A 24,163-nucleotide genomic window follows, 5' to 3' on the forward strand; every position below is an offset into this window, starting at 1 on the left:
ATGGCATCGACCCTGCCACTCTGGATCCTGGTCATCACAGCACTCGCGTTGACGGCCTGGCGCTCGCACCGTTACGCGGTTGCTCTTGCCAATGCACCGGCAGCGGCCCGCTTCGACCGCCCGATGCTGCGTCTCCAGGGCGTGATGGTCGCCATCGGCATGCACCGGAAAATGCTCCGCAAGCCGCTTTCCGGCGTGCTCCACGCAATCATCTTCATTTCGTTCTTCGTGCTGTTCACCGCCACGATCGATGCCTTCGGCTCGCGGCTGTTTCCCGGGTTCTCACTTGCGCCCATCGGTGGCGAAACCTGGATTGCCGCTCTGCAGGATATCTTTTCGGTGCTGATGCTGGTCGGCGTCGGACTTGCACTCTATCAGCGCTACGTGCTGCGGCCTGCCCGTTTCGACGGCTCGAGCGGCAGTGATGCGGCAATCATCTATGTGCTGATCGTTCTGATCGTGGCGTCCCTGCTGCTTGAGGCGGCGGCGCGCATAGCCGGTGGCGCCGATGGCTCGTGGCGGCCGGTCGCATCGGCGCTGGCGGGACTGCTCGATCGTGCCGGCATGTCGGCATATGCGGGCGAAGAGCTGTTCTACTGGGTTCACATCGGCTCCATTCTGGCGTTCCTTGTCTATATTCCCGGTTCGAAGCACCGGCACATGTTCCTTGCCGCGCCCAACATCTACTTCCGCAGCCTGGAACCGCGTGGCCTGGCGCCCGCGGTCCCCGAAGCGCGTGAGGCTCCAGGCATCGACAGCCTGGGACAGTTCGACTGGAAACAGCAGCTCGACCTTCTGTCCTGCACCGAATGCGGCCGTTGCCAGGCGGTCTGTCCAGCCTATGCGGCCGGTCTGCCGCTCAGCCCGAAATTGCTGATCACCGACATGCGCGATGCGCTTGCCGCGGGGTCATCGGCGGCCCCGCTGGTCGGCGGCGTGATTTCCGAGGAGACGCTGTGGGCCTGCACCACCTGCCGTGCCTGCATGGAAGCATGCCCGGTCGAGATCGAGCATCTGCCCAAGATCATCGACATGCGCCGCCATCTGGTCGACGAAGGCCGTGTCAGCCCCGGCCTCCAGGAGGCGCTGTCGAACCTGACCCGTCTCGGCAATTCCATGGGCAAGCCTTCCAAGATGCGGGCCCGCTGGACGAGGGAGCTCGGCTTTCCGGTCAAGGACGCGCGCGAGGAACCCGTCGACGTCCTGTGGTTCGTCGGAGACTACGCGTCCTACGATCCGCGCGTTCAGGAAATCACCCGCAAGGTTGCCGAACTGCTGACCGCGGCCGGTGTCGACTTCGGCATCCTCTTCGATGCCGAGCGCAACAGCGGCAATGATGTGCGGCGTGCTGGCGAAGAAGGTCTGTTCGAGACGCTCGCTCAGTCCAACATCGATGAGATCAAGGCGTGCAGCTTTAACCGGATCATGACCACCGATCCGCATAGTCTCAATGCGCTGAAGAACGACTATCAGCATTTCGGCGCGGCGTTCGAGGTGCTGCACTATACGGCGCTGCTGGCGGAACTTATCACGGTGGGAAAACTCGACCTGCATGTCGCCGACGGCGCCAGGGTCACCTATCACGATCCCTGCTATCTTGGACGCTACAATGGCGGCTTCGACGCCCCGCGCGAGCTGATCCGCGCCGCCGGCTATACGCTTCATGACATGCCGCGCTGCCGCGAGAATTCCTTTTGCTGCGGCGCCGGTGGCGGCCGCATCTGGCAAGGCGACGACGGCGTGACCGAGCGACCGAGCGAGAACCGCATCCGTGAAGCGCTGGGCCTGGGCGACGTCGCTTATTTCGTCGTCGCCTGCCCGAAGGACAAGGTGATGTACACCGCCGCGATCGATGCGCTCGGCGTGGCCGACAGGTTGAAGGCCGTGGACATAGCGGAACTTCTGGTGCCGCGCACACGCCAGGCGCTCGAAATGCCCCCAGTGGAAACGAGCTGACGGAATGCGATCCAGGAGATCGAGACCAAGCACCATGGGCAATAGGCCCCGACGAAGGAGAGAGCGATCATGTCGACCCTGAAAATCGGCTTTGTTGGCATCGGAAAAATGGGCACGCCGATGGCGACCCGTCTCATCAAGGCCGGCTACGAAGTGACTGTCTACGACGTCGACAGCAAAGCCGTTGCGGAGTTGACCGACGCGGGCGCGAAAGCCGCCGCCGGTGCGCGCGATGTTGCCGATGTTGCGGAGATCGTCTTTGCCAGCCTGCCCAGCCCGCAGATCCTGGAAAAGGTCGTGCTCGGCGAAGGCGGCATCGCCGAGGGCAAGGCGGTTCGCATCTTCGTCGACATCTCGACGACGGGTCCGCGAATGGCCGCCAAGGTTGCCGAAGGCCTTTCAGCCAGGAACATCGCCATGATCGACGCGCCCGTCAGCGGAGGCTTGAAGGGCGCGCGCAACGGCACGCTCGCCGTCATGGTGTCGGGGCCGAAGGCTGCCTTCGAAACGGCAAGGCCGGTGATCGAGAATTTCGGCCGGATATTCTTCATGGGCGAGGTTCAGGGCTCCGCCCAAACCATGAAGCTTGCCAACAACCTGCTTGCAGCGGCAGCACTTGCGATATCCTCCGAAGCGGTCGTGATGGGCGTCAAGGCGGGCCTCGATCCCAAGGTGATGATCGACGTCATCAACGCCTCGAGCGGCCGCAACAGCGCCACCGAGGACAAGTTCCCAAAATCCGTCCTGCCGCGCACCTTCGATTTCGGTTTCGCGACAGGCCTGTCCTTCAAGGATGTACGGTTGTGCGTGGATGAGGCGGAGGCGATGGGCGTGCCAATGGTGGTGGGCAGTGCCGTGCGCCAGTTGCTGAGCGTGACGAACCAGCTCTACGGGCCGGAATCCGATTTTACCTGTATGGTCAAGACGGTTGAGACATGGGCGCATGTGGAGGTCGGTTCAGCCCAGACCCCAGATGTCGCCAAAGCGAGTTGATCATGGGTGATTCCGAACGTTATGAAGTCCATGCCGTTCGCTACGGCCATTTCGAACGCCGCTCGGGTGAGAATTTCCTCGGCGGCGACACGCATGATGTTGCGATGCCGCTCGACTACTTCGTCTGGGCGATCGTTGGGCAGAAACGCACCTTCATCGTCGACACCGGTTTCGACAAACCGACCGGCGACAAGCGCGGACGCAGTGTCGTCAGGCCAGTCGATGACGGCCTGGCGGCAATCGGCATCAACCACGCCGATGTCAGCGACGTCATCATCTCGCACATGCATTACGACCATTGCGGAAACCATCACCTGTTCCCGAACGCGACCTTTCATCTGCAGGATGCGGAGATGGAGTTCGCGACCGGCCGCTGCATGTGCCACCATGCCATGCGCCATCCCTTCGAGGCCGAAGACGTCACCACCATGGTGCGGCGCGTCTTTGCCGGAAAGGTTTGCTTCCACGACCCCGAGTCGCAGATCGCGCCCGGCATCACGCTCCACAAGGTTGGCGGCCACTCACGCGGATTGCAGGTGGTGCGGGTGGAAACCGGCAACGGCGCGGTCGTGATCGCGTCCGACGCAGCCCATTTCTACGCCAATATGGAACGCCAGAAGCCGTTTCCCGTCTTCGATCGGCTTAGCGATGTCATCTTCGGGGTCGAGCGTATGAAACAACTCGCCAGTTCCCCGGCTCACATCGTGCCAGGCCATGACCCGCTGGTTCTCAAGCGCTTCGCGCGCACCCACCAGGACGTCGAAGACATCGTAAGTCTTGCTCATCCTTTGCCCTGAGCGCGGGTTCTGAAGGACTGCGTGCTTGGTGGCTTTCAGATGACGACGATGACTCGAAGGAAACGAACTAGCCACGAACGCATCGACATTTGGGCCCAAGGCGCAACTTTGGGCGCAGAAGTCAGAGCGATGACCGGTGCCCGAAAACTGATACGGGAGGTTGAACGACCTCCGCTATGAGGCGCAGCCGCGCCGCGCAGATCACCTACCCAGCAAGTTCTTCTCGACCGTCTTGAGGTGACCAAGCATCGCCGTCTTCGCGCCCTCCGGATCACGGTGGAACAACGCTTCCAAGATCGCCTGATGTTCCCGGCAATACACCTGACGTCGCTCTTCCGAAAATGAGCGCCTCTTCATTTCAAACCAGGGTGACTGGTTGCGAATGGCACGCATGAGATTGTGGATCTCTTTCAGGAAGTCATTGCGGCAGCAGGCAAACACCCGGTGATGGAATTCGGCATCCCAATGCTCGAACTCGGGCATCTCCATGGCATCGCATGCGGTCTGGTGTGCTTCGCGAACGGCATTCAGTTCGGTTGCGCTGGCATTGGTCGCGGCAAAGGCAGCCGCTGCTGGTTCGAGTAGCTGCCTGATCTCCATCATGTCGGCGGGGCTGGTGCCTTCCATCCGTGCGACCATCGATGCGATCGATGTCGGGTTGGTCGCCGTCAGAAAGGTGCCGCGCCCGACATGCCGCACGACCGTTCCGTCGTCCTCCAGGAAGCCGACGGCACGGCGCACGGTGTTGCGCGCGACGCCGAATTCGGCTGCGAGGTCGCGCTCGGGCGGCATGCGGCCGTCCTCGAGCCATTCGCCGGAGGAAATCCGCTTCTTCAGCATTGTGGCAATGTCGTTGGCGACGAGCTTCGGCATTCGTTGAGAGTCTTTTATCTGATCCAATGTTGAACCAATCTTATCAAGCGATTGCCATTCGGTCCAGTGTCCAGACGAAATGCAAGTGCGATATGCCCAAATTTTGTTGAATTGTGAATCCGAACCCTCTTGCAGCATGAACCAATCGGCGGTAGCGTGTAGCGAAAGAGCCAGTTTTGGTTCAAAAAAGGTTCAGGGAGGAATCGAATGCGGGTCGCGACTTTTTCGATCGCCGGCGAACGTCGCGTAGGCCTTGTCGATCTTGATGCCCAAACCGTCGCGCCCTTCGATTTCACCGTCGAACAGGCGAGGAGCGGCATCCTGGCCTTGATCGAACGCAATGGCGCCGGCGTGCCGCGCACCCTGTCGCCTATCCCGTTGGCGCAGGTCGAGATCGAAGCGCCGATCCCGCAACCGCGCCGCAACATCTTCTGCGTCGGCAAGAACTATCACGAGCATGCGCATGAGTTCGCCCGCAGCGGTTTCGATTCCAGCGCCGGCGCCGGGGCGATCCCGAAACATCCGATCATCTTTTCAAAAGTGCCGGAATCGGTGGTCGCCAACCATGCCAATGTGCTGATCGATTCCTCCGTCTCGACGGCCATTGACTACGAGGCGGAACTCGCCGTCATCATCGGCAAGGGCGGGCGCGGCATCTCCAGGGAAAACGCACTCGACCATGTCTGGGGCTACACGATCGTCAACGACGTCACCGCCCGCGACCTGCAAGGCAAATACAGCCAGTGGCTGATCGGCAAGTCGCAGGACACGTTCTGTCCGATGGGGCCATGGGCGGTGACCAGGGATGAACTCGACCTGGCCACCGCCGGCATCCGCTGCTTCGTCAATGAGGACCTGCGCCAGGATTCCCGGATTTCGCTGCTCATCTTCGACATCCCGACCATCATCGCGACGCTGTCGCAAGGCATCACGCTGAAGCCCGGAGACATCATCGCAACCGGCACGCCGGTCGGCGTCGGCATCGGCTTTGATCCGCCGAAATATCTCAAGGCCGGTGACGTCGTGCGCATCGAGATCGACGGCATCGGCACGCTGGAAAACCGCTTTGCGGAGCACGTGCAATGACGACCGTGACGGTTGGCCAAGTCGTCGCGGAGGTTGTCGGCGAAGGCACGGCCGTGGTGATGATCCACGGTCTCGGCGGCACGTCGAACATGTTCCAGCCGCAGATGGCAGCACTGTCCGGCTATCGCGTCATCCGGCTCGACCTGCCGGGCTCCGGCCGCTCGCCGCGCCCGATCGAGCAGCTCACCATCGAAGGGATGAGTGAGGCAGTCATCCGCGCCATGGTCGGCATGGGGGTCGCATCCGCGCATTTCGTCGGTCATTCGATGGGCACCATCGTCTGTCAGCAGATTGCGGCAACGCAGCCCGCGCAGGTCACCTCGCTGACGCTGTTTGGCGCGCTGGCGGAACCGGCCGAGGCGACGAGACAAGGCCTCGCCAACCGGGCACGGCTGGCGCGCTCGGGCGGCATTGCCGATATCGCCGACCAGATCGTCGCCAACGCGATCTCGGCGCACACCAGGGAGACTTCGCCAGCCGCCGTCGCCTTCGTGCGGGAATCGATCACCCGCCAGGACCCGGAATCCTATGCCCGCACCTGCGAGGCGCTGGCCAAGGCGACCTCGGTCGATGCGCGGCGGATCTCGGCGCCGACATTGCTCGTCACCGGCGATGCCGACACGGTCAATCCGGCGGGTGTCGGCCAGGCGCTTGCCGACAGGATCAAGGGCGCCGTATTCTCCTCACTGGATCGGTGCGGGCACTGGGCCACGGTGGAAAGCCCGCGCGAGAGCAGCCAGAAGCTCGCCGATTTTTTGAGACGGGTTGATAGGTGAGGATTTCAGATCGGGCGTAGAACTACGCGCTCGGCAGGTTGGGAGGCTTGTGATGGCAGACGACAGCTGGAACGGCAACGGTTCGAGCAGCACACTGTTCACCAATGTGCGCGTGCTCGACGCGACCGGTGAATATCCGTACACCGGTGAGGTGCTGGTGCAGGGCAACCGCATCAAGCAGATCACCAAGGGCTCCTCGCGCTTCGGCTCGTCTTCGTCCTCCGCCTACAGCGGTGGCGTAACAGGGGGTGTCACGACCATCGACGGCATGGGCGCGACGCTGATGCCAGGCATGATCGACGCGCATCTGCATCTGTCCTGGAACAACGCCCCCGGTATCGACCCCATCCAGATGATGGAAATCGAAGAACACATGCTGGTCACCATGGAGATGGCCAAGCTGGTGCTCGACGCCGGCTTCACCGCCGGCCGTGGTGCTGCCGCCGCCAAGCCGCGTCTCGACGTCGTCGCGAAAAAATTCATCAACCAGGGCCGCTTCCCGGGGCCGCGCTATCTTGCGGCGGGGCCGGAAATCACCACGGTCGGCGGGCTTGGCGATTCCTCGCCCTCCCATATCCCCCATGAAGGCCTCAATCTCGGCATCGTCGTCTCCGGCCCCGAGGAAATCCGCCGCACCGTGCGCCAGCTGATCAAGTACGGCGTCGATTCCATCAAGCTCAATTTGTCCGGCGAGAGCATCACCGGCATGGGCGCCGAGGAAACGCCGATGTCGGAAGAGGAGGTCGCCATGGCGGCTTCCGAGGCGCGCTGCCGCAACAAGGTGCTGTCGGCGCATGCGCGCTCGTCCGGCTCGGTCAAGCAGTGCGTTCGCCACGGCATCCAGAACATCTACCACGCGTCCTTCGCCGACGAAGAAGCACTCGACATGCTTGAGGCGGTCAAGGACAAGCATTTCGTCGCGCCCGGCATCGCCTGGCTGATCAACACCGCGCGCCACGCCGAGCAATGGGGCATCAAGCCCGGCTCGCCGCTTTCGCTCGAATATGAGCGCGAGCTCGAAATGTGCATCGAGACGATGAAGAAGATGCACAGGCGCGGCATCCGCGTCTGCATCGGCGGCGACTACGGCTTTGCGTGGACGCCGCAAGGCACCAACGCCAAGGACATCCAGACCTTCGTCGAGATGCTCGGCTTCTCGCCGATGGAGGCCATCCAGGCCGGCACCAAATATGGCGGCCAGATCATGAACATGGGCGACGAGCTCGGCATGATCAAGGAAGGTTACCTCGCCGACCTCCTGCTGATCGACGGCGATCCGATTTCCGACGTGCGCATCCTGCAGGACAAGAACCGCATCCTCGCCATCATGAAGGACGGCAAGTTCCACAAGGCGCCGCGCATGAACGAGCAGCGCCGGCGGCTGACTGCATGAGCCTGCTCGACCAGCCATCCTCGTCATCGCTCTCGGGTGGCGGCACGACACGCGGGCAGGCCTGGGGCCTCGTCGGCCTGCTTGCCGCCGCTGTCATGGCGTGGCTGGTCTTCGCCGTCTGGCCGGATTGGCTGAACGCGATCCTGATCTCGAAGAAGGCCTTCGTCAGCGCCATCCTCAACGGCATCACGCTGGCCGGCCTGTACTTCCTCGTCGCCAGCGGCTTCACCCTGATCTTCGGCCTGATGCGCAACGTCAATCTGGCGCATGGCTCGCTCTATCTGCTCGGCGCCTATATCGGCTACGAGGTCACCAACCGCACCGGCTACTGGCTGCTCGGTGTCGCCGCCGGCTTCGCCGTGCTGGCGATCGTCGGCGTCGTCATGCAGGTTTTCGTATTCCGCCGCCTCGAAGGCGACGACCTGCGCCAGACGCTGGTCAGCATCGGCATCTCGATCGTCGCCGCCGACCTGATGCTGGCGGTGTGGGCCGGCGGCACCTACCAGATCACCACGCCGGAATGGCTCGACGGCGCCTTGACCTTGCCAATCATCACCGCAGTGCGCTCAAACGGTGTATCGGTCTTCCTCACCTATCCGCTCTACCGCGTCGTCGTGTTGGCGGCGGCGATCATCATCGGCGTCGGCCTGTGGCTGATGCTGCACAAGACACGCGTCGGCATGATGATCCGCGCCGGCGTCGACGACCGCGCCATGCTGCAGGCTTCCGGCGTCAACGTGCATGCGGTGTTCGCCATCGTCTTTGCGGTCGGCGCCGGCCTTGCCGGCTTCGCCGGTGTCGTCGGCGGTTCGGCGCTGTCCGTCGCTCCAGGCGAGGATGTCCGTTATCTCCTGGCCTCGCTGGTCGTGGTCATCGTCGGCGGCATGGGTTCGATCACGGGTGCCGCCATCGGCGCGCTGCTGATCGGCCTCGCCGAGCAGATTGGCCTCGTCTACTTCCCGACCTACGGCATCGTGCTGACCTTCGTCATCATGGTGGTGACGCTGGCGGTGCGGCCACAAGGCATCATGGGGAAGGCCCGATGAGCCTTGCCATTACCACCAATTTGACGCCGCAGCAGAACTGGCTGGAGAGGCTGGGGGCCGGTCACATCATCCTGGCCGTCGCGTTGGTGCTCTATCCGCTCGTGGCCTCGGATTTCTTCCTGACGCAGATCGGCGGCTATTCCTTGATCTTCGGCATGTTGGGTCTGTCATTGATGCTGCTCGCCGGCTATGGCGGCATGGTCAGCCTGGCGCAGATCACGGTCGCCGGCATATCAGCCTATGCCATCGCCATCCTCGGCAACAACAATTCGAATATACTGGGTTTCGGCTGGCCGTGGTGGCTCGCCGTGCCGTTCGCCGTTCTTGCGGCGGCACTGGCCTCGGCGCTGATCGGCTGGATCTCGGTGCGCACCGAGGGCATCTACACAATCATGATCACACTGGCGATCGCCACCGCGACCTATTATTTCGCACAGCAGAACTACGCCATCTTCAATGGCCATTCCGGCTATGCCGGCATTCGCGCTCCGGCATTCTGGGGCATCGGCTGGCGTGACGCCCGGCCTTTCTACTACCTTTGCCTCGGTCTGGCGGTGTTGTCCTACGCAGCCGTACTCTACGGCTCGCGCTCGACCTTCGGCATGACCTTGCAGGCGATCCGCGACAACCCGCGCCGCATGCGCGCGCTCGGCTATCACGTCACCGCGCACAAGGTCTTCGCCTGGCTGCTGGCCGGGGTCATCGCCGGGCTGGCAGGCGTGCTGCTGGTCTGGTTCAACGGCCGCGTCTCGCCCGGCACCATCGGCGTCGATGCCGCGATCGACGTGCTGATCATTGCCGTCATCGGCGGCCTTCGCCATCCGATCGGGCCATTCCTCGGCGCGGTCGTCGTCGTCCTGATGCAGACCTTCGCCATCGATATCGTCGGCGCCGAGCGTTTCAACACGCTGATCGGTATGGTGTTCCTGGTGATCGTCTTCGTCTCACCTGATGGAATTCTTGGGTTGTGGGGGAGGATCAAGCCACATCTTGCCCAGGAGTCCTTGCGTCCCGGCCAATAGGCAACCGGGGCGGAATGAACCACTGCAAAATGAAATCAACGGGAGGAAAATCATGAGGATGCATAGACGCACATTGCTGGCCCTGGCGGTGTTCACCGGGCTGACCGCGCCTTCGATGGCGCTGGCTGCCGACGACACCATCAAGATCGGCCTGCTCGCCACCTTCGAGGGGCCGTTCACGGTGCTCGGCGAGGACGGCGAACGCGGCGCGATGACGGCGGTTGCCGAGATGAACGGCACCGTCGCCGGCAAGAAGGTCAAGATCGTCAAGGGCTCGTCCGATGCCTCGCCCGACAGCGCCGTGCGCGCGGCGCGCAAGCTGGTCGAGCAGGACGGCGTCAAGGTGCTGGTCGGCCCGCTTTCGGGCGATGAAGGCATCGCCGTGAAGGACTACGCCAAGACGCAGCCGAACGTGACCTTCATCAACGGCACCTCGGCCGCGCAGGACACCACGTTGCGCGATCCGGCGGAAAACTTCTTCCGCTTCTCGACCGATGGCGCGCAATGGATGGCCGGCCTCGGCACCTATGCCTTCAACGACAAGGGCTACAAGAAGGTCGCCACCGTCGCCGAGGATTATTCCTTCCCCTACACGCAGGTGTTCGGCTTCATGGCCGAGTTCTGCAAGGCCGGCGGACATGTGCCGTCGAAGTCCTGGGTACCGATCGGCAACAAGGACTTTTCTTCGGTCATCGCGGCCATTCCCGAGGATGTCGACGCGATCTACGTCGCGCTCGGCGGAGCTGACGCCGTCAACTTCCTGACCCAGTACCAGCAGGGTGGCGGCTCCGCACCGTTGATCGGCGGCTCGATCACCGTCGACCAGACGGTGCTGACCTCGAAGGGCAAGCTGCGCGATGTGCTGAAAGGCACGCCGTCGGCCGGGCCGACCGCGGACACCAATGACGCGCCGGCATGGAAGACGTTTGTCGAGGCCTACAAAAAGCAGCCGGGCGCCTTTCCCTCGCCCTCGCTCTTCGCGCATGGCTACTATGTCGACATGAAGGCGACGCTGCTCGGTCTCGACCAGGTCGGTGGCGATGTCTCCGACGGCGGCAAGAAGCTGCGCGATGCGCTGTCGAAGCTGTCCTTCGACACGCCGACCGGCAAGGTGTCGCTCGACAAGAACCGCAATGCGATCGCCGACATCTTCCTGACCGAGGTCACCGAAGGCGCCGACGGCAATCTCATGAACAAGCTGGTCAAGGTGGTGCCGCAGGTCAACCAGACACTCGGCATTCCCGAAGACGAGTTCATGAAGCTCGGCGCGGTCAACCGCGACAATCCGAGCTGCCCGTAACACCTGATATCGAGTGTAGCCGCCAGTGACCGAAAGCTTCGCAGCAAACCGTCTCCAGAGTTCCGGCGCCTATGCGCTGGAACTCGATGGCGTGGCACGGCATTTCGGGGCACTGGTAGCGCTCTCGGGCATCAATATGAGGATCGCGGCCGGTGAACGCCGCGCGGTCCTCGGCTCCAATGGCGCCGGCAAGACGACGCTGTTCAACGCCGTGACCGGCGATTTCCTGCCGACGGCAGGACGCATCCGCTTCTTCGGCGAGGACATCACCGACCTGCCGCCGCATGAACGCATCCGGCGCGGGCTGCGGCGCACCTATCAGATTTCGCAATTGTTCAAGGGTCTGTCGGTCCTCGATTCCATCTTTCTTGCTTGTCGCGGCGTCTCGCGCCGCCGGTTTTCGCTGCTGCGTCCGGCCACATCAGACGTCAACATGGTGCAGGCGGAATCGATCCTCAACGCCGTGCATCTCGAAGCGTATCGCGACACGCTGGTGGCGACGCTGAGCCACGGCCAGCAACGCCAACTGGAAATCGCACTCGCATTGGCTGGAGCGCCGCGCTTCATCCTGTTCGACGAGCCGGCGGCCGGGCTTTCGCCGACCGAACGCCGCGACCTTGTCGCCATCCTCAACGCATTGCCGAAGCACATCGGCTACATCATCATCGAGCATGATCTCGATGTCGCGCTGCGTGTCTCGGAATATGTCTCGATGATGCACAATGGCCGCCTGTTCAAGGAAGGCACGCCGCAAGAGATCGAGGCCGATCCCGAGGTCCAGGAAATCTATCTCGGGGGCAAGCATGGCTGAGCGCCCAACGTCTTCCCGCGAAAATTCTGGTTCGTCCCGCGCAAGTTCTGGCAAAATTGCCAAGGCAATCCTGCGGATAGAAGACCTGCAGGTCTTCTACGGCGAAAGCCATGCGCTGCAGGGTGTTTCGCTGACGCTGGAAAGCGGCGTGCTGTCGGTGGTCGGCCGCAACGGCATGGGCAAGTCAACGCTTTGCAACACCATCGTTGGCCTCAAGCGGGCGAAGTCTGGTTCCATTCGCGTCGATGGCCGCGAGATATCGGCGCTCGAACCGCACGAGATCCATCGCCTCGGCGTTGGCTATGTGCCGCAGGGCCGCCGCGTCTGGCCGAGCCTGACAGTCGACGAGCATCTGCGGCTTGCCGCCGGCAGCAGGCGCGATGCCAGCTGGACCGTCGAGCGTGTCTATCAGACCTTTCCGCGCCTGGCCGAGCGCCGCGGCAATGGCGGCTCGCAGCTGTCGGGTGGCGAACAGCAGATGCTGGCGATCTCGCGCGCGCTGCTCAGCGACCCGAAGCTGCTGGTCATGGACGAGCCGACCGAAGGCCTGGCGCCGATCATCGTCGACCAGGTCGAGCAGATGCTGATCGACCTCGCCGCCGAAGGCGAGATGGCGGTGCTGGTCATCGAGCAGAATATCGGCGTGGCGACCGCAGTGTCGAACCAGGTCGCCATCATGGTCAACGGCCGCATCAACCGGCTGATGGACGCAAAGGCGCTCGCCGCCGACCGCGAGTTGCAGCAGCGGCTGCTTGGCGTCGGCCGCCATGCCGAGGAAGCGCCGGTCACGCCGGCGGACGCAGCGCAGGCCAGGGAACAACTGGCGGAAGTCTATCGCGTTGATCGCACTGGAGCCGGCTCGGCCGAGCCAATGCCGCAGAACGGCATCTATCGCCCGGTCACCGACTTGCCCAACCGCTGGAACGTGCCGGTCACCGAATTGCGGCAGGCGGCGGTCGACAAGACAGCACCTCAGGACGACCTGAAGAAGGTCTTCACCATCCCCTTTGCCGAGCGCATCGGCAGGACAGTTCTGGTCGTCGGCACCTTCGACACCAAGGGCAAGGAACTGCGCTTCGTCGCTGATCGGCTGAAGTCGCTGGGCGTCCCGGTGCGCACCGTTGATCTCTCGACATCGGGCAAACCGACGAGCGCCGATGTGCCCGCCATGCAGGTGGCCGGCATGCACGCGCGCGGTTCGTCCTCGGTCTTCACCAATGATCGCGGCGGCTCGGTCAGCGCCATGGCGGAGGCCTTCGCGCGCTGGATCGAACGCGAGCCGCGCATCGGCGGCGTCATCTCGGCCGGCGGCTCCGGCGGCACGACGCTGGCGACTGCAGGCATGCGCGTGCTGCCGGTTGGCATCCCCAAGCTCATGGTGTCGACAGTGGCGGCCGGCGATGTCGCCAAATATGTCGGCGGCGCCGACATCATGATGTTCCATTCGGTCGCCGATGTGCAGGGGCTGAACTCGATCACGGAACAGGTGCTGTCCAATGCCGCGCACGCCATGGCCGGCATGGTCGCGCAACTGCCCAATGCCGAGGCGTGGGAAGCAAAACGCAAACTGGCGCGGCCAGCTGTCGGCATCACCATGTTCGGCGTCACCACGCCAGCCGTGCAAGCGGTGACCAAACGGCTTGAGGCCGACTATGATTGCCTCGTCTTCCACGCCACCGGTATCGGCGGGCGCGCTATGGAGACCCTTGGCGATTCCCGGCTGCTGTCGGCGTTCCTCGACCTGACCACCACGGAAGTGGCCGACATGATCGTCGGCGGCGTGTTCCCGGCGACGGAGGACCGCTTCGGTGCGGCGATCCGCACCCGACTGCCCTATGTCGGCTCGACCGGCGCGCTCGACATGGTCAATTTCGGCCCGCGCGACAGCGTGCCGGAGAAATTCCGCAGCCGCAAATTCGTCATCCACAATCCGAATGTCACGCTGATGCGCACCACGCGCGACGAGAACCGTGCCTTTGGCGAATGGATCGGCGCGCGGCTCAACGCCATGAACGGCCCGGTGCGGTTCCTGCTGCCGGAAGGCGGCGTCTCGATGCTCGACGCGCCCGATCAGCCCTTTCATGACCCGGAAGCCGATAACGCCTTGTTCGAAGCGATCGAGAAGACCGTTCGCCGCACACCGCTGCGCCATGTCGAGCGGGTGCGGGGAAATATCAACGATACGCCTTTCGTCGACGCTGTGATCTCTGCGTTCCACGCAATCACGCCGAAACTGCAGAGGCGGGCATGAAGAATTGGACTTCGCCACCGTGCGGGTGGATGTTTGAAAACACTGCCGGTCGCCCCGTGCCGACCGTATTGTCTTGGGGAGGATAGATCATGGACGCGCAAGCCTTTGGCGCTTTCCTGTTGTGGCTGATCATTGCCGCGGTCGTCGTGGTGATCGCCGTCTACATCTTGCGCTGGCTCTATCGCCGCTCGACCAAGGAGACGGCATTCGTCCGCACCGGTTTCATGGGCGAGAAGGTGGTGGTGAATGGCGGCGCCTTCGTCATTCCGGTGCTGCACGAGATCACCCCGGTCAACATGAACGTGCTGCGCATCGAGGTGCGGCGCGAGGATGGTTTTGCGCTGATCACCAAAAACCGCATGCGCGTCGATCTGATCGCCGAGTTCTTCGTCCGCGTCGGCGCCAGCCGCGAGCTGGTCGCCGCTGCCGCGCAGACGCTTGGCCGCCGCACGCTGCAGCCCGACAGCCTGCGCGAACTGCTGGAAGGCAAGTTTGCCGGCGCCCTGCGGACCGTCGCCGCACAGATGACGCTGGAAGAGATGCACGAACTGCGCGGCGACTATGCCGCCAAGGTGCGCAGGCTCGCCGAGGAATCGCTTGCCGCCAACGGGCTTGAGTTGGAGAGCGTCGCCATCGTCGATCTCGACCAGACAAGCCTCGAATATTTCGACCCGTCCAACGCCTTCGATGCCGAAGGCCTGACGCAACTGACGGAATCGATCGAGACCCGTCGCCGGATGCGCAACGAGATCGAGCAGCGCACGCTGGTCGACATCCGCAACCAGAATCTCGACACCCAGCGCAAGGTGCTGGAGATCGACCGCGACAGCGAATACGCCCGCTTGGAGCAGGAGCGCGAGGTCGAGATCCGCCGTGCCGCCCAACGCTCCGAACTCGCCATCGATCGCGCGCTGCGCGACCAGGAATCGGAACAGGCGCAGCTGTCATCGCGCGAAGCCGTCGAGAAGTCGCGCCTCAACCAGGAGCGCAACATCACCGAGGAGCGCATCAAGAGCGAGGAGGACACGCAGCGTCGGGAGATCGCTCGCCGCCGGTCGCTCGACGAGACCGAGATGAAGATGCGCGAGCTGACCGAGCGCGAGCAGATCGCGCTTGAACTGTCGCTGGAAAGGGCCCGCATCGAACGCGAGGGCACGCAGAGCCAGCTCGAGATCGATCGCAGGAAACTGCTCGAGGTTGCCGAACTGGAGCGCCAGATAGCCCTGGCCGAAAAGGCGCTGGAAGTGACCAGGGCCGAGGCGGAAAAGCGCCGTGCCGAGATCGTCGAGAACCAGGCGACCGAGACGGCGCGGATCGCGCAGGATCGCGCCATCGACGAGGTCAGGATCGCAAGGGAGCGTCATCTCGAAGCACTGCAGATCGCCAAACGTCAGGCTTTCGAGGAAGCCGAGATTTCGGCTGACGAAGAGGTCGAACGCGCCCGCATCACCACCGAACGCGGCATCGAGGAAGCGCGCCTGATCAAGGATCGCGATATCAGGCAGCTTGGCGTCGATCGCGACCAGAAGATCGAAATTGCCGAGATCCAGAAGGCGATCGATATCGCCAAGAAGACGCAGGAACGGTCTTCGGCGATCGCGGCTTCCGAAGCCGTGCGTGCCAAGGCCATCCAGGCCGAGGAGCAGGCCTTCACCGCCCGCGAGCGCGAGATCGCCGAACGCCGCAAGCTGACCGACCTGATCGGAGCGCAGCGCGAGGCCGAGCGTGACGCCTTGCGCATCGTCTCAGCCGCCGATGCCGAGATGAAGGCGGCGAAGAGCCTCGCAGAAGCACAGAAGATCGCCGCAGTCGCCTCGGCGGAATCGGAGAAGATCCACGCCCTTGCCGCGGCCCAGCGCTACGAGGTCGACGCCGCCGGCCATCGCCAACTCAACGAGGCCGAGAACATTCTTTCCGAGGGCGCGAGGGCCGGTCGCTTGCGCGGCAAATTGCTCGATCACATGGAGGGCATCATCCGCGAAAGCGTCAAGCCGATGGAGAAGATCGAGGGCATCAAGATCCTGCATGTCGACGGCATCAATGGTGGCAATGGCGGCAACCGCAATGTCACTGACGAAGTCATTGACTCGGCGCTGCGCTACCGGGTGCAGGCGCCGATGATCGACAATCTGATGAAGGAGATCGGCATTGAGGGCGGCTCGCTCGGTCGCATGACCGACGTGCTGCGCGACGCCAAGGATATAGCCAGCCTGACCCGTGACAAGAAGAGCAAGGGCAAACCCGTCAAGGACGACGATGACGATCGCGATCACTGAGGTGAAGGCGGTGTTTCGTTGCGCTTCGTTGGGCCGTGCGAGACGATGTCTTGCGCCTGATTGCCGTGCTGCGTCGGTTCGCGATGATTGCCAAGTGGTTCCCCCACTCCGTCGCTGCTTCGCAGCGCCACCTCTCCCCCTCCGGAGGGAGAGGAAGGGAGCCTGCCGTGGACGGTTCGTACCCTTCCTCTCCCCCGTCGATCGGGGAGAGGTGTCGAGCGAAGCTCGACGGAGTGGGGGTCGATCTGGCACGGCGCGAGACAATGCATGCGCGGACTGCCACGCCCATATCCGGCTTCCAAGCATGACCAAGGTCTATGTATCCTCGGTCATTCCCGCGCCAGCGGCGGAAGTCTGGAAGCTCGTCCGCAACTTCAATGGCTTGCCGGGCTGGGCGCCGTTCGCTGTCGAAAGCCGCATCGAGCAGAATGCGCAAGCCGACCAGATCGGCTGCATCAGAAGTTTCACGCTGAAGGACGGCGGACGCATCCGCGAAAGGCTGTTGGCGCTTTCCGACTACGACCTATCCTGCAGCTACGCGATCCTGGAAAGCCCGATGGCGGTGGAGAACTATGTCGCAACCCTGTCGCTGACGCCAATCACCGACGGCAATCTGACGCTCGCCGAATGGCAAGCGGAGTTCGACTGCGCGCCCGATCGCGAGGCGGCGTTGATACAGCAGATCGGCACCGGCGTGTTCCAGACCGCCTTGACCGCACTGAAAAACCGGTTCGGGCGCTGACATCGGCCGATGGTGCAGGTTCGCCAGAGCACGATCATCGATGCACCGATCGACGAGGTCTGGGCGATCCTGCGCGATTTCAACGGCCATGACCGCTGGCACCCTGCTATTGCCTTCAGCGAGATCGAGGGCGGCGATCCGGTCGATGCGGTCGGGTCGGTGCGCCATTTCCGGCTGGCCGACGGCGGCGAGTTGCGTGAGCAATTGCTGGCGCTGTCCGACAAGGACCGGCGGCTCAGCTATTGCCTGCTCGAAGCGCCGCTTCCCTTGATGGGCTATGTCGCCTCGGTGCGGCTGAAACCGGTGACCGACGGTAACGCGACCTTCTGGGAATGGCGCTCGGAGTTCAATCCGCCGGCGCATCGGCGCGACGAACTGGTCAAGCTGGTCGCCGAAGGCATCTATCAGGCCGGCTTCGCGGCCGTGCGTAATCTTCTACGAGGCCGAAGCGTGGGCTCGCCGGTCGATGCGAGACCTTCCCGGGCGGTTGCCGCTCCTGCCTCATCGGCAAGCGTGCCGCGCGTCGTGCCAACGGTCACTCCAGGTCAGCCCGCAACAACCAGGGCGATCGTTGTCGAGCGCTATGGCGGACCGGAAGAGCTGCAGCTCAGGGAAATTGGACTGCCACAGCCGGCACCGAACGAAGTGCAGATTCGCCATACGGTGATCGGCGTCAATTTCATCGACGTCTATTGCCGCGCCGGCTATTTCGACCTTCTGCAGCCGCCTGGCGTGCCGGGTATGGAGGCGGCCGGCGTCATCGAGGCCGTTGGGTCGGCGGTGTCGGGCTTCTCTGTCGGCGACCGTGTCGCCTATGCGTGTCCGCCGGTCGGCGCCTATTGCGAGCGGCGCAACATGGTGCCTGATCTTTTGGTCCAGCTCTCTGATGATATCTCCGATGACATTGCCGCCGCCGGGCTGCTCAAAGGCATCGCCGCGAGTTTCCTGCTGCACGACGTCCATGTTGTCCGTCCGGGCGAGATCGTCCTCATCCATGCCGCCGCCGGCGGCATCGGGCAGTTGCTGGTGCAATGGGCCCGCCATCTCGGAGCAACGGTCATTGCGACGGTGTCGAGCGACGACAAGGCGCGGATCGTCGAACGGCTCGGTGCTCATCACGTCATCGTCTATTCGCGAGAGAATTTCGCCGAAGCCGTCATGCGATTGACCGGCGGCGCCGGCGCGGATGTCGCCTACGACGCTGTCGGCAAAGATACCTTCGGTGGGTCACTGGCGGCGCTCGCGGTACGAGGCCATCTCGTCAGTTTCGGCCAGGCTTCCGGCCCAGTCGGCAACTGGGACATCGGTCGGTTCTCTTCGAAGTCCGTCACGATTTCCCGGCCGAACTACGCCCACTATACGGACACACCGCAGAAGCTTGCTCCGCAATTGAACCGGTTCTTTGCCGCGCTGCGACAGGGGGTTATCAAGGTCGAACCTCCGAGGCACTACAATCTGGCAGCGGCGTCGGAGGCCCATCGCGATCTGGAGTCTCGACAAACGACCGGCGCGCTGGTGCTAAAGGTGTGAGACGAGTTGCCACAATCTGAGCCGCCGATGTTCTCAGTCGCGGCCCAGAAGCTTGCCGCTGGCCAGCCAGAAGGGCGGCAGGCAGAGCGGGATGGCGGACAGCAGCAGGATATCCTCCTTCACCGCGATGCCGATCCGTTCGGCGACAAAGCGACGGCGCGCCTCGAACCGCTGCGAAAGTGCTGGATGACGGTGCGCGATTTCGGCACGCAAGCCGGCATCGGCGAATGTCACCGCATCCTCGGAATTGAGCGTCCATCCATCGGGCATCGGCACGGGTATGATATCGACCTGGAACGGCATGCCGGAGACGATGCGCTCGGTCGACCCGGGACGGATCGGCGAGTTCATCCACTCGTCGAGGCCGACGAGATGGCCTGGATTGAGGGCTGGGCGCAGCTTGCCGTTCGCCAGGGTCGAAATCACGGCCTCATGGATCGCACCACCCTCGGCGCCGATGCCGGCAGCCTCGTACCAGGCGATCAGGCCGCGGAAATAGGCTTCGGCCACCTCCAGAAACGTGTCGTCATGCTCGGCGATCAGGCCGGCTCGGGCGGTCAGCCCGCCCCAGTAGCCGACCGCCGTGGTGGCGCCGTCGCCGCGCTTCGGCACGCGAGCCGTAGGACTGCGCAGGCCTATCACCGGGCCGGACGCATCATTGGTCGCGAACATCGGATGGCAGTTCATCGGCTCGCCGGCATACCCCATGCGCGAGGCTGCCATCAGTTCGGTGTCGCCGAGCGTGAAGCCGCTCAGGATGCGCCACACGGCCATTGAAGAGCGGGCCGCACCCCATTCGGCCTCGGCGATCTGATCGGCATCGACGACGGCGCGCAGCCCGCCCGTCTGGTGCATGAGCACCGGCGTCGCATCGATGATCGACGACGCGGACACGATCGCAGCGATTGCATCGACGATAAAGGCCGGCACCAGGAAGGTCGGACGCGCCGCGGACCATTCTTCTTTCTCGAGATATTTCCAGCCCACCAGGCCGACACTGTCGCCCGACGCGATGCCAGCCTCGCGCAGTACGGCCACGAGGTCCGGCTTCTGCATGCGATCCTGCGCCATCAGGCTCAGGGATTGCGCCAGCATGGTGATGATATCGGGCAGTCCGGCGATAGGCGTGTAGCCGAGATTCTCGTTGCCGGTGACGACGATGCGCTGGCCCGATTTGCCGAGCAGCAGGATTGCCTCCTCGAAACGCGGCTCGAAGCCAGTCAGGAAGGCGATGTTGGCGGCATGCTCGCGATCGGCATAGACGGCGAGCCAGTCCGTGCCGGCGCGCTCAAGCGCCCTGGCGCAACGTGCCTCGTAGGTCGTGGCCGGAATGGCCGGACGCTCGACAGGAATGCCGAAATCGGGAATGTCGACGGTGCGAAGGCTGATGGTCATCATGTCTCTCAATCTGTCAGGAAGGGCGGGCTGTCAGGAAAGGCGGGCTGTCAGGAAAGCCGGATTTCGGCCGAGGCCGATCGTCAGTCGGATGCGCCGGCGATGGATGCGATCCTGCTCGTCGGCGAATTATTCATCGGCAAGAAAGCCGATGCTCGAGGGCAACACGCTGCAGGTGACCTTGCTGCCGGCAGCGATGCCGCGCGCCATTGCCGAGGCGGCCAGGACCAGGATTTCCTGGCCGTCAGGGGTGGATACGGTCACGCGCTCGGACGAGCCGACGAAGGAGACGTCTGCGACAACAGCGGGAAAGGCGATGGCCCCAGGCTGCGGCTCGCCGATGGCGATGTCCTCCGGCCGCATCCAGACCGTGAGCACCGATCGGCCATGCCGTGACGCATCGTAGCCCCCGGGCATCGGCGCCCGGCTACCGAACAGCTCGATCCCGCCATCGACGGCACGCGCCGAAACGATGTTGTTGCCGCCGAGGAAGCCCGCGACGAAGCGCGAGGCGGGAGCGCGGTATATGTCGCGTGGGGTGCCAACCTGGACGATTGCGCCATTGTGAAAGACGGCTATGCGGTCCGACATGGCGTAGGCCTCTTCCTGGTCATGGGTAACATAGACAAAGGTCACGCCGGTCTGCCGATGCAACCGCTTGAGTTCGCGTTGCATGGTGTCGCGTAAGGTGCGGTCGAGCGCCGACAGCGGTTCGTCGAGCAGCAGTATCTTCGGCCCGAAGGCCAGCGCGCGACCGATCGCGACGCGCTGCTGCTGACCGCCCGAAAGTTCGCGCGGCTTGCGTGCGGCCAGCCTGTCGAGACCGACAAGGTTCAGGACTTCTTCCACCCTCGCGGCGATCCTGGCCTTGTCCCATTTGCGGACCCGCAAGGGGAAGGCGATGTTGTCGGCGACGTTCAGGTGGGGAAACAGCGCATAGCCCTGAAAGACCAGTCCGAAATTCCTGTCCTCCGGGTCGACGCGCGTGATGTCGACGCCATCCAGCAGGATGGCGCCTTGGTCTGGCTTGGTGAACCCGGCGACCGACATCAGCAGCGTGGTCTTGCCCGACCCCGAAGGGCCGAGCAAGGTCACGAACTCCCCCGCCTCGATCGACAGGTCGATCCCGTCGAGCGCGACGGCGGAGCCGTAGGTCTTGCGGAGGTTTCGGACGTCGAGAAAGGACATTCAGATCGGATCCCGGGCGAGCGGACCCGTCGAGCAGTGAATGCCGCCGCCGTTCAGTTCGATGCATTCATAGTCCAGCGTCAGGATCTCGATGCCGGCGGCGTCGAGCCGGTCGGCCAGACGCGGCGTGCGGGTGGCGTGCATGACGACCCGGCCGGGCGCGATCGCCAGGCAGTTGAGCGAGAAGGCGTTGTCTTCCGGCGGCAGCTCGATCAGCTTCATGCCGCGCTTGTTCAGATACTCGATGAAGACATAGGGCAGCTCGTTGATGTTGATGATCGCCGTCTCCTTGTCGATCATCATGAAGGAGCCGTCGATGTGGATGCGATAGCCGGGCATCGGCACCTTGATCAGCTCGACGCCCAGGCTGTTGAGGATCATCTCGACCTGCCGCACGCCCTCGGCATTGCAAGCGACGGAGACGGAGCAGACGGCGGTCTTGTCGTCGAGCAGCGCGAAGCCGCCGCCTTCGAACACCGCCTCGCCATGCAGCGTGCCGAGGATCGGGCAGCCGGCCCGGGCAAGCGCCTGGGTGACCATCAGTTCCTCGCCACGGCGCGCGCGGCGGGCAAGCCGGGTGACGATCGCGCCGCCCTTCACGCCGATGACGCTGTCGCGGCAGAAGGTCGACTTAAGCGCGCCGGGTGCGGCCTTTTCGGTGAGGATGACGTCGACGCCCTGCGACCGCAACAGCTTGGTGAAGGCGTCATGGGCGGTCTGCATGGCGGCGAGATCGGGCGGCGTCTTGCCCATGAAGTACCAGCCCTTTTCCGGATCGCCGAAGCCGCCGATCTCGGGCATCGGCTTGTTCTTGTCGACGACATTGATCTCCTCGCCCGGCCGGTGCATCAGCACGGCGCGCAGCTTGCCGACATCGTTGGTGCAACCCCAGGGCCGCCCCCAGACGCGGGTCTGCTCTTCCGGGTCGTGGAAAGCCGGTGCTGGGACAGAGCCGAAGGTCTGGAAGAACTTGGCCTCGCGGTATTCGTGCTCGCTCATTGCGGCGCTGTGGGCAGTCATGTCTTCGATTTCCTTTCTGAAACAAGCGAAGCTGGTGAAGGTCGTGTCATGACCGGCGCTGGGCAATACGGTCCCAGACGGTCATGCGCAGGATGAGGCCGACGATGGTGACCGCCAGCATGACGGTTGCGATCGCGGCCAGCGCGGGGTCGACGGCATCGGCGATGCTCGTCCAGATCTTGCGCGGCAGGGTGACGATGCCTCGGCTGGTGATGAACAGCGTCACGGTGATCTCGTCCCAGGAGACGATGAAGGCAAGGATCGCCCCGGCTGCCGTGCCCGGCACGATGTTGGGCAGGATGACGCGGCCGAAGATCGTCGCTGGGCGCGCGCCGAGCGAGCGGGCCGCCTGCACCAGCCTCGGATCGAGGTTCGACAGCGAAGCGCCGATCGCCAGAACGGCGAGCGGCATCGCCAGGATCACATGGACGATAGTGACACCAAGCCACGTGTCGAGGAGACCCAGCTTCGACCACAGGCGCACCATGCCGACCGCATAGATGATCGGCGGTACGATCAGCGGCGAAAGCAGGATGACGCGCAGGATCGACGGCCAGCGTCCGACATAGACCCACGCGCCTATGGCGAAAGCCGCCGAAACGGCCGTCGCCACGACGCTTGAGGCCAGGGCGATGCCGAGGCTCGTGAGTATGCTCGCCATCCAGCCCGCGCGCCAATTGGCCAGGGCCGCGAAATGGTCGAATGAAATGCCGTTGTTGGGCAGGGACAGGTAGTCCCGATCGGTCAACGCCACCGGAATGACGACGAGCACGGGAACGAACAGGAAGGCGAGCAGCAGCCAGGCGAAGAGCTTCGGCAGAGCGCGCTCGAGCAGGCGGCGGATGCGCGGCGTCATTTGCGGCCACCTTCGAAGGCAGCGCGCAATGCCGGGCTGCGCATGGCCAGCGCAACAAGGATGGCGACAACGAGCAGGAGCATCGTCGACAGGGCCGTTGCCACGCCCCAGCGCAGCGTCGAGGATATCTGCACGGAAATATATTCGGCGACCATCAGCACCCTGCCGGCGCCCAGGATCGCCGGCGTGACGAGGAAGCCGAGCGAGAAGATGACGATGAACAGGCCGGCGATTGCCAGGCCCGGCATGCTGAGCGGCACCCAGACGCGAAAGAAGATGGTGACCGGGCGCGCGCCAAGCGATCGTGCGGCCTGGATGATCCTGAGGTCGATCTCCGACAGGTTCGCGTAGAGCAGCATGATGGCGAAGGGCATCATGTAATGCACCATGCCGACGATGACGCCGAACTGGTTGTAGACCAGTTCGAGAGGCTCGCTGACGGCTCCGCTGCCGACCAGGGCCGAGTTGAGCACGCCATTGCGACGCAGGATGGTGATCCAGGCGAAGGCGCGCACCAGCACCGATATCCAGAACGGCACCATGACCATGAACAGCGCAACGCGGCGCGTCGCCGGCGGCATATGAACCAGCGCGAAGGCAACCGCGTAGCTCATGACGATCGTAAGCACGGTCGTGACCGCCGAGACGAAGACGGTCGTGCGCACGACGCGGCCGATGGCGGCGTTCTGAAACAGAGCCACATAATTGCCGAAGCCGAGGGTCGGCTCGGTGAAACTGAGGGCCAGCACCTGAAGGATGGGCAGCACGTAGAGACACAGTGTCAAAAGCGCTGCCGGCACCGTCAGGCAGAAGGCCCAACGCTGGAATGACGTCATGATCTTTCGAACCACC

The 24,163-nt window shown here is 63.7% G+C and carries 20 protein-coding genes and 1 pseudogene; 15 read left to right on the forward strand and 6 right to left on the reverse strand.

The annotated features are described in order from the left end of the window. The 3 genes from HB777_21555 (at position 1) to HB777_21565 (ending at position 3,746) form a co-directional block, all read left to right on the forward strand. Complete coding sequence (locus tag HB777_21555; GenBank protein ID QND66248.1) at positions 1-1,956, forward strand: 4Fe-4S dicluster domain-containing protein; 1,956 nt, start codon at positions 1-3, stop codon at positions 1,954-1,956. Between the two features lie 69 nt (positions 1,957-2,025). Continuing rightward, positions 2,026-2,949, forward strand: a complete 924-nt coding sequence (locus HB777_21560; protein ID QND66249.1) for an NAD(P)-dependent oxidoreductase — start codon at positions 2,026-2,028, stop codon at positions 2,947-2,949. Continuing rightward, positions 2,949-3,746, forward strand: a complete 798-nt coding sequence (locus HB777_21565; protein ID QND68856.1) for an N-acyl homoserine lactonase family protein — start codon at positions 2,949-2,951, stop codon at positions 3,744-3,746. The genes HB777_21560 and HB777_21565 overlap by 1 nt, the downstream gene beginning before the upstream one ends. 201 nt (positions 3,747-3,947) lie before the next feature. Here the strand turns inward: HB777_21565 and HB777_21570 are convergent, their stop codons facing one another. Then, positions 3,948-4,619 (reverse strand): FadR family transcriptional regulator, encoded by a 672-nt coding sequence (locus tag HB777_21570; GenBank protein QND68857.1) that lies wholly within the window; start codon positions 4,617-4,619, stop codon positions 3,948-3,950. A gap of 207 nt (positions 4,620-4,826) precedes the next feature. On the opposite strand from HB777_21570, the gene HB777_21575 reads away from it, so the two are divergent. The 12 genes and pseudogenes from HB777_21575 (at position 4,827) to HB777_21630 (ending at position 18,852) form a co-directional block, all read left to right on the forward strand. After that, positions 4,827-5,705: a fumarylacetoacetate hydrolase family protein gene (locus HB777_21575; protein QND66250.1), complete on the forward strand. Its 879-nt coding sequence runs from the start codon at positions 4,827-4,829 to the stop codon at positions 5,703-5,705. Further along, on the forward strand, positions 5,702-6,481 hold the full coding sequence (locus tag HB777_21580; GenBank protein ID QND66251.1) for an alpha/beta fold hydrolase: 780 nt from the start codon (positions 5,702-5,704) through the stop codon (positions 6,479-6,481). The genes HB777_21575 and HB777_21580 overlap by 4 nt, the downstream gene beginning before the upstream one ends. Before the next feature lie 52 nt (positions 6,482-6,533). Next, a complete protein-coding gene (locus tag HB777_21585) occupies positions 6,534-7,874 on the forward strand; it encodes an amidohydrolase family protein (protein QND66252.1) in 1,341 nt (446 codons plus the stop codon). 2 nt (positions 7,875-7,876) lie between these two features. Further along, entirely contained in the window at positions 7,877-8,920 is a 1,044-nt protein-coding gene (locus HB777_21590; protein ID QND68858.1) for a branched-chain amino acid ABC transporter permease, read from the forward strand. Further along, positions 8,917-9,942 (forward strand): branched-chain amino acid ABC transporter permease, encoded by a 1,026-nt coding sequence (locus tag HB777_21595; protein ID QND66253.1) that lies wholly within the window; start codon positions 8,917-8,919, stop codon positions 9,940-9,942. Before HB777_21590 ends, HB777_21595 begins: the two co-directional genes overlap by 4 nt. Before the next feature lie 52 nt (positions 9,943-9,994). Next, positions 9,995-11,242, forward strand: a complete 1,248-nt coding sequence (locus HB777_21600; protein ID QND66254.1) for an ABC transporter substrate-binding protein — start codon at positions 9,995-9,997, stop codon at positions 11,240-11,242. A 25-nt stretch (positions 11,243-11,267) separates the two neighbouring features. Beyond that, positions 11,268-12,053, forward strand: a complete 786-nt coding sequence (locus tag HB777_21605; GenBank protein ID QND66255.1) for an ABC transporter ATP-binding protein — start codon at positions 11,268-11,270, stop codon at positions 12,051-12,053. Positions 12,054-12,108: 55 nt separating this feature from the next. After that, the gene (locus HB777_21610; protein QND68859.1) at positions 12,109-14,304 is read left to right on the forward strand and encodes an ABC transporter permease; all 2,196 of its coding nucleotides are present in this window, start codon (positions 12,109-12,111) and stop codon (positions 14,302-14,304) included. An 89-nt stretch (positions 14,305-14,393) separates the two neighbouring features. Beyond that, on the forward strand, positions 14,394-16,580 hold the full coding sequence (locus HB777_21615; protein QND66256.1) for a hypothetical protein: 2,187 nt from the start codon (positions 14,394-14,396) through the stop codon (positions 16,578-16,580). A 304-nt stretch (positions 16,581-16,884) separates the two neighbouring features. Continuing rightward, positions 16,885-17,322 carry an SRPBCC family protein gene (locus tag HB777_21620; protein ID QND66257.1) on the forward strand — a complete coding sequence of 146 codons (438 nt, stop codon included), beginning with the start codon at positions 16,885-16,887 and terminating at the stop codon, positions 17,320-17,322. 9 nt (positions 17,323-17,331) lie between these two features. Next, positions 17,332-17,772, forward strand: a pseudogene (locus HB777_21625) (SRPBCC family protein). A 75-nt stretch (positions 17,773-17,847) separates the two neighbouring features. After that, on the forward strand, positions 17,848-18,852 hold the full coding sequence (locus HB777_21630) for a quinone oxidoreductase (protein QND68860.1): 1,005 nt from the start codon (positions 17,848-17,850) through the stop codon (positions 18,850-18,852). Positions 18,853-18,885: 33 nt separating this feature from the next. Here the strand turns inward: HB777_21630 and HB777_21635 are convergent, their stop codons facing one another. The 5 genes from HB777_21635 to HB777_21655 form a co-directional block, all read right to left on the reverse strand. Beyond that, positions 18,886-20,247, reverse strand: a complete 1,362-nt coding sequence (locus tag HB777_21635) for a Xaa-Pro aminopeptidase (GenBank protein ID QND66258.1) — start codon at positions 20,245-20,247, stop codon at positions 18,886-18,888. Positions 20,248-20,376: 129 nt separating this feature from the next. Next, positions 20,377-21,435: an ABC transporter ATP-binding protein gene (locus HB777_21640; protein QND66259.1), complete on the reverse strand. Its 1,059-nt coding sequence runs from the start codon at positions 21,433-21,435 to the stop codon at positions 20,377-20,379. Continuing rightward, positions 21,436-22,455 carry an amidinotransferase gene (locus HB777_21645; GenBank protein ID QND66260.1) on the reverse strand — a complete coding sequence of 340 codons (1,020 nt, stop codon included), beginning with the start codon at positions 22,453-22,455 and terminating at the stop codon, positions 21,436-21,438. Between the two features lie 46 nt (positions 22,456-22,501). Further along, complete coding sequence (locus HB777_21650) at positions 22,502-23,311, reverse strand: ABC transporter permease (GenBank protein QND66261.1); 810 nt, start codon at positions 23,309-23,311, stop codon at positions 22,502-22,504. Next, entirely contained in the window at positions 23,308-24,147 is an 840-nt protein-coding gene (locus tag HB777_21655; GenBank protein ID QND66262.1) for an ABC transporter permease, read from the reverse strand. Before HB777_21655 ends, HB777_21650 begins: the two co-directional genes overlap by 4 nt. Positions 24,148-24,163: the final 16 nt, after the last annotated feature.

Origin of the sequence: Mesorhizobium loti (genome assembly GCA_014189435.1) — a bacterium.
In the GTDB taxonomy this organism is placed as follows: Bacteria; Pseudomonadota; Alphaproteobacteria; order Rhizobiales; family Rhizobiaceae; genus Mesorhizobium; species Mesorhizobium loti_G.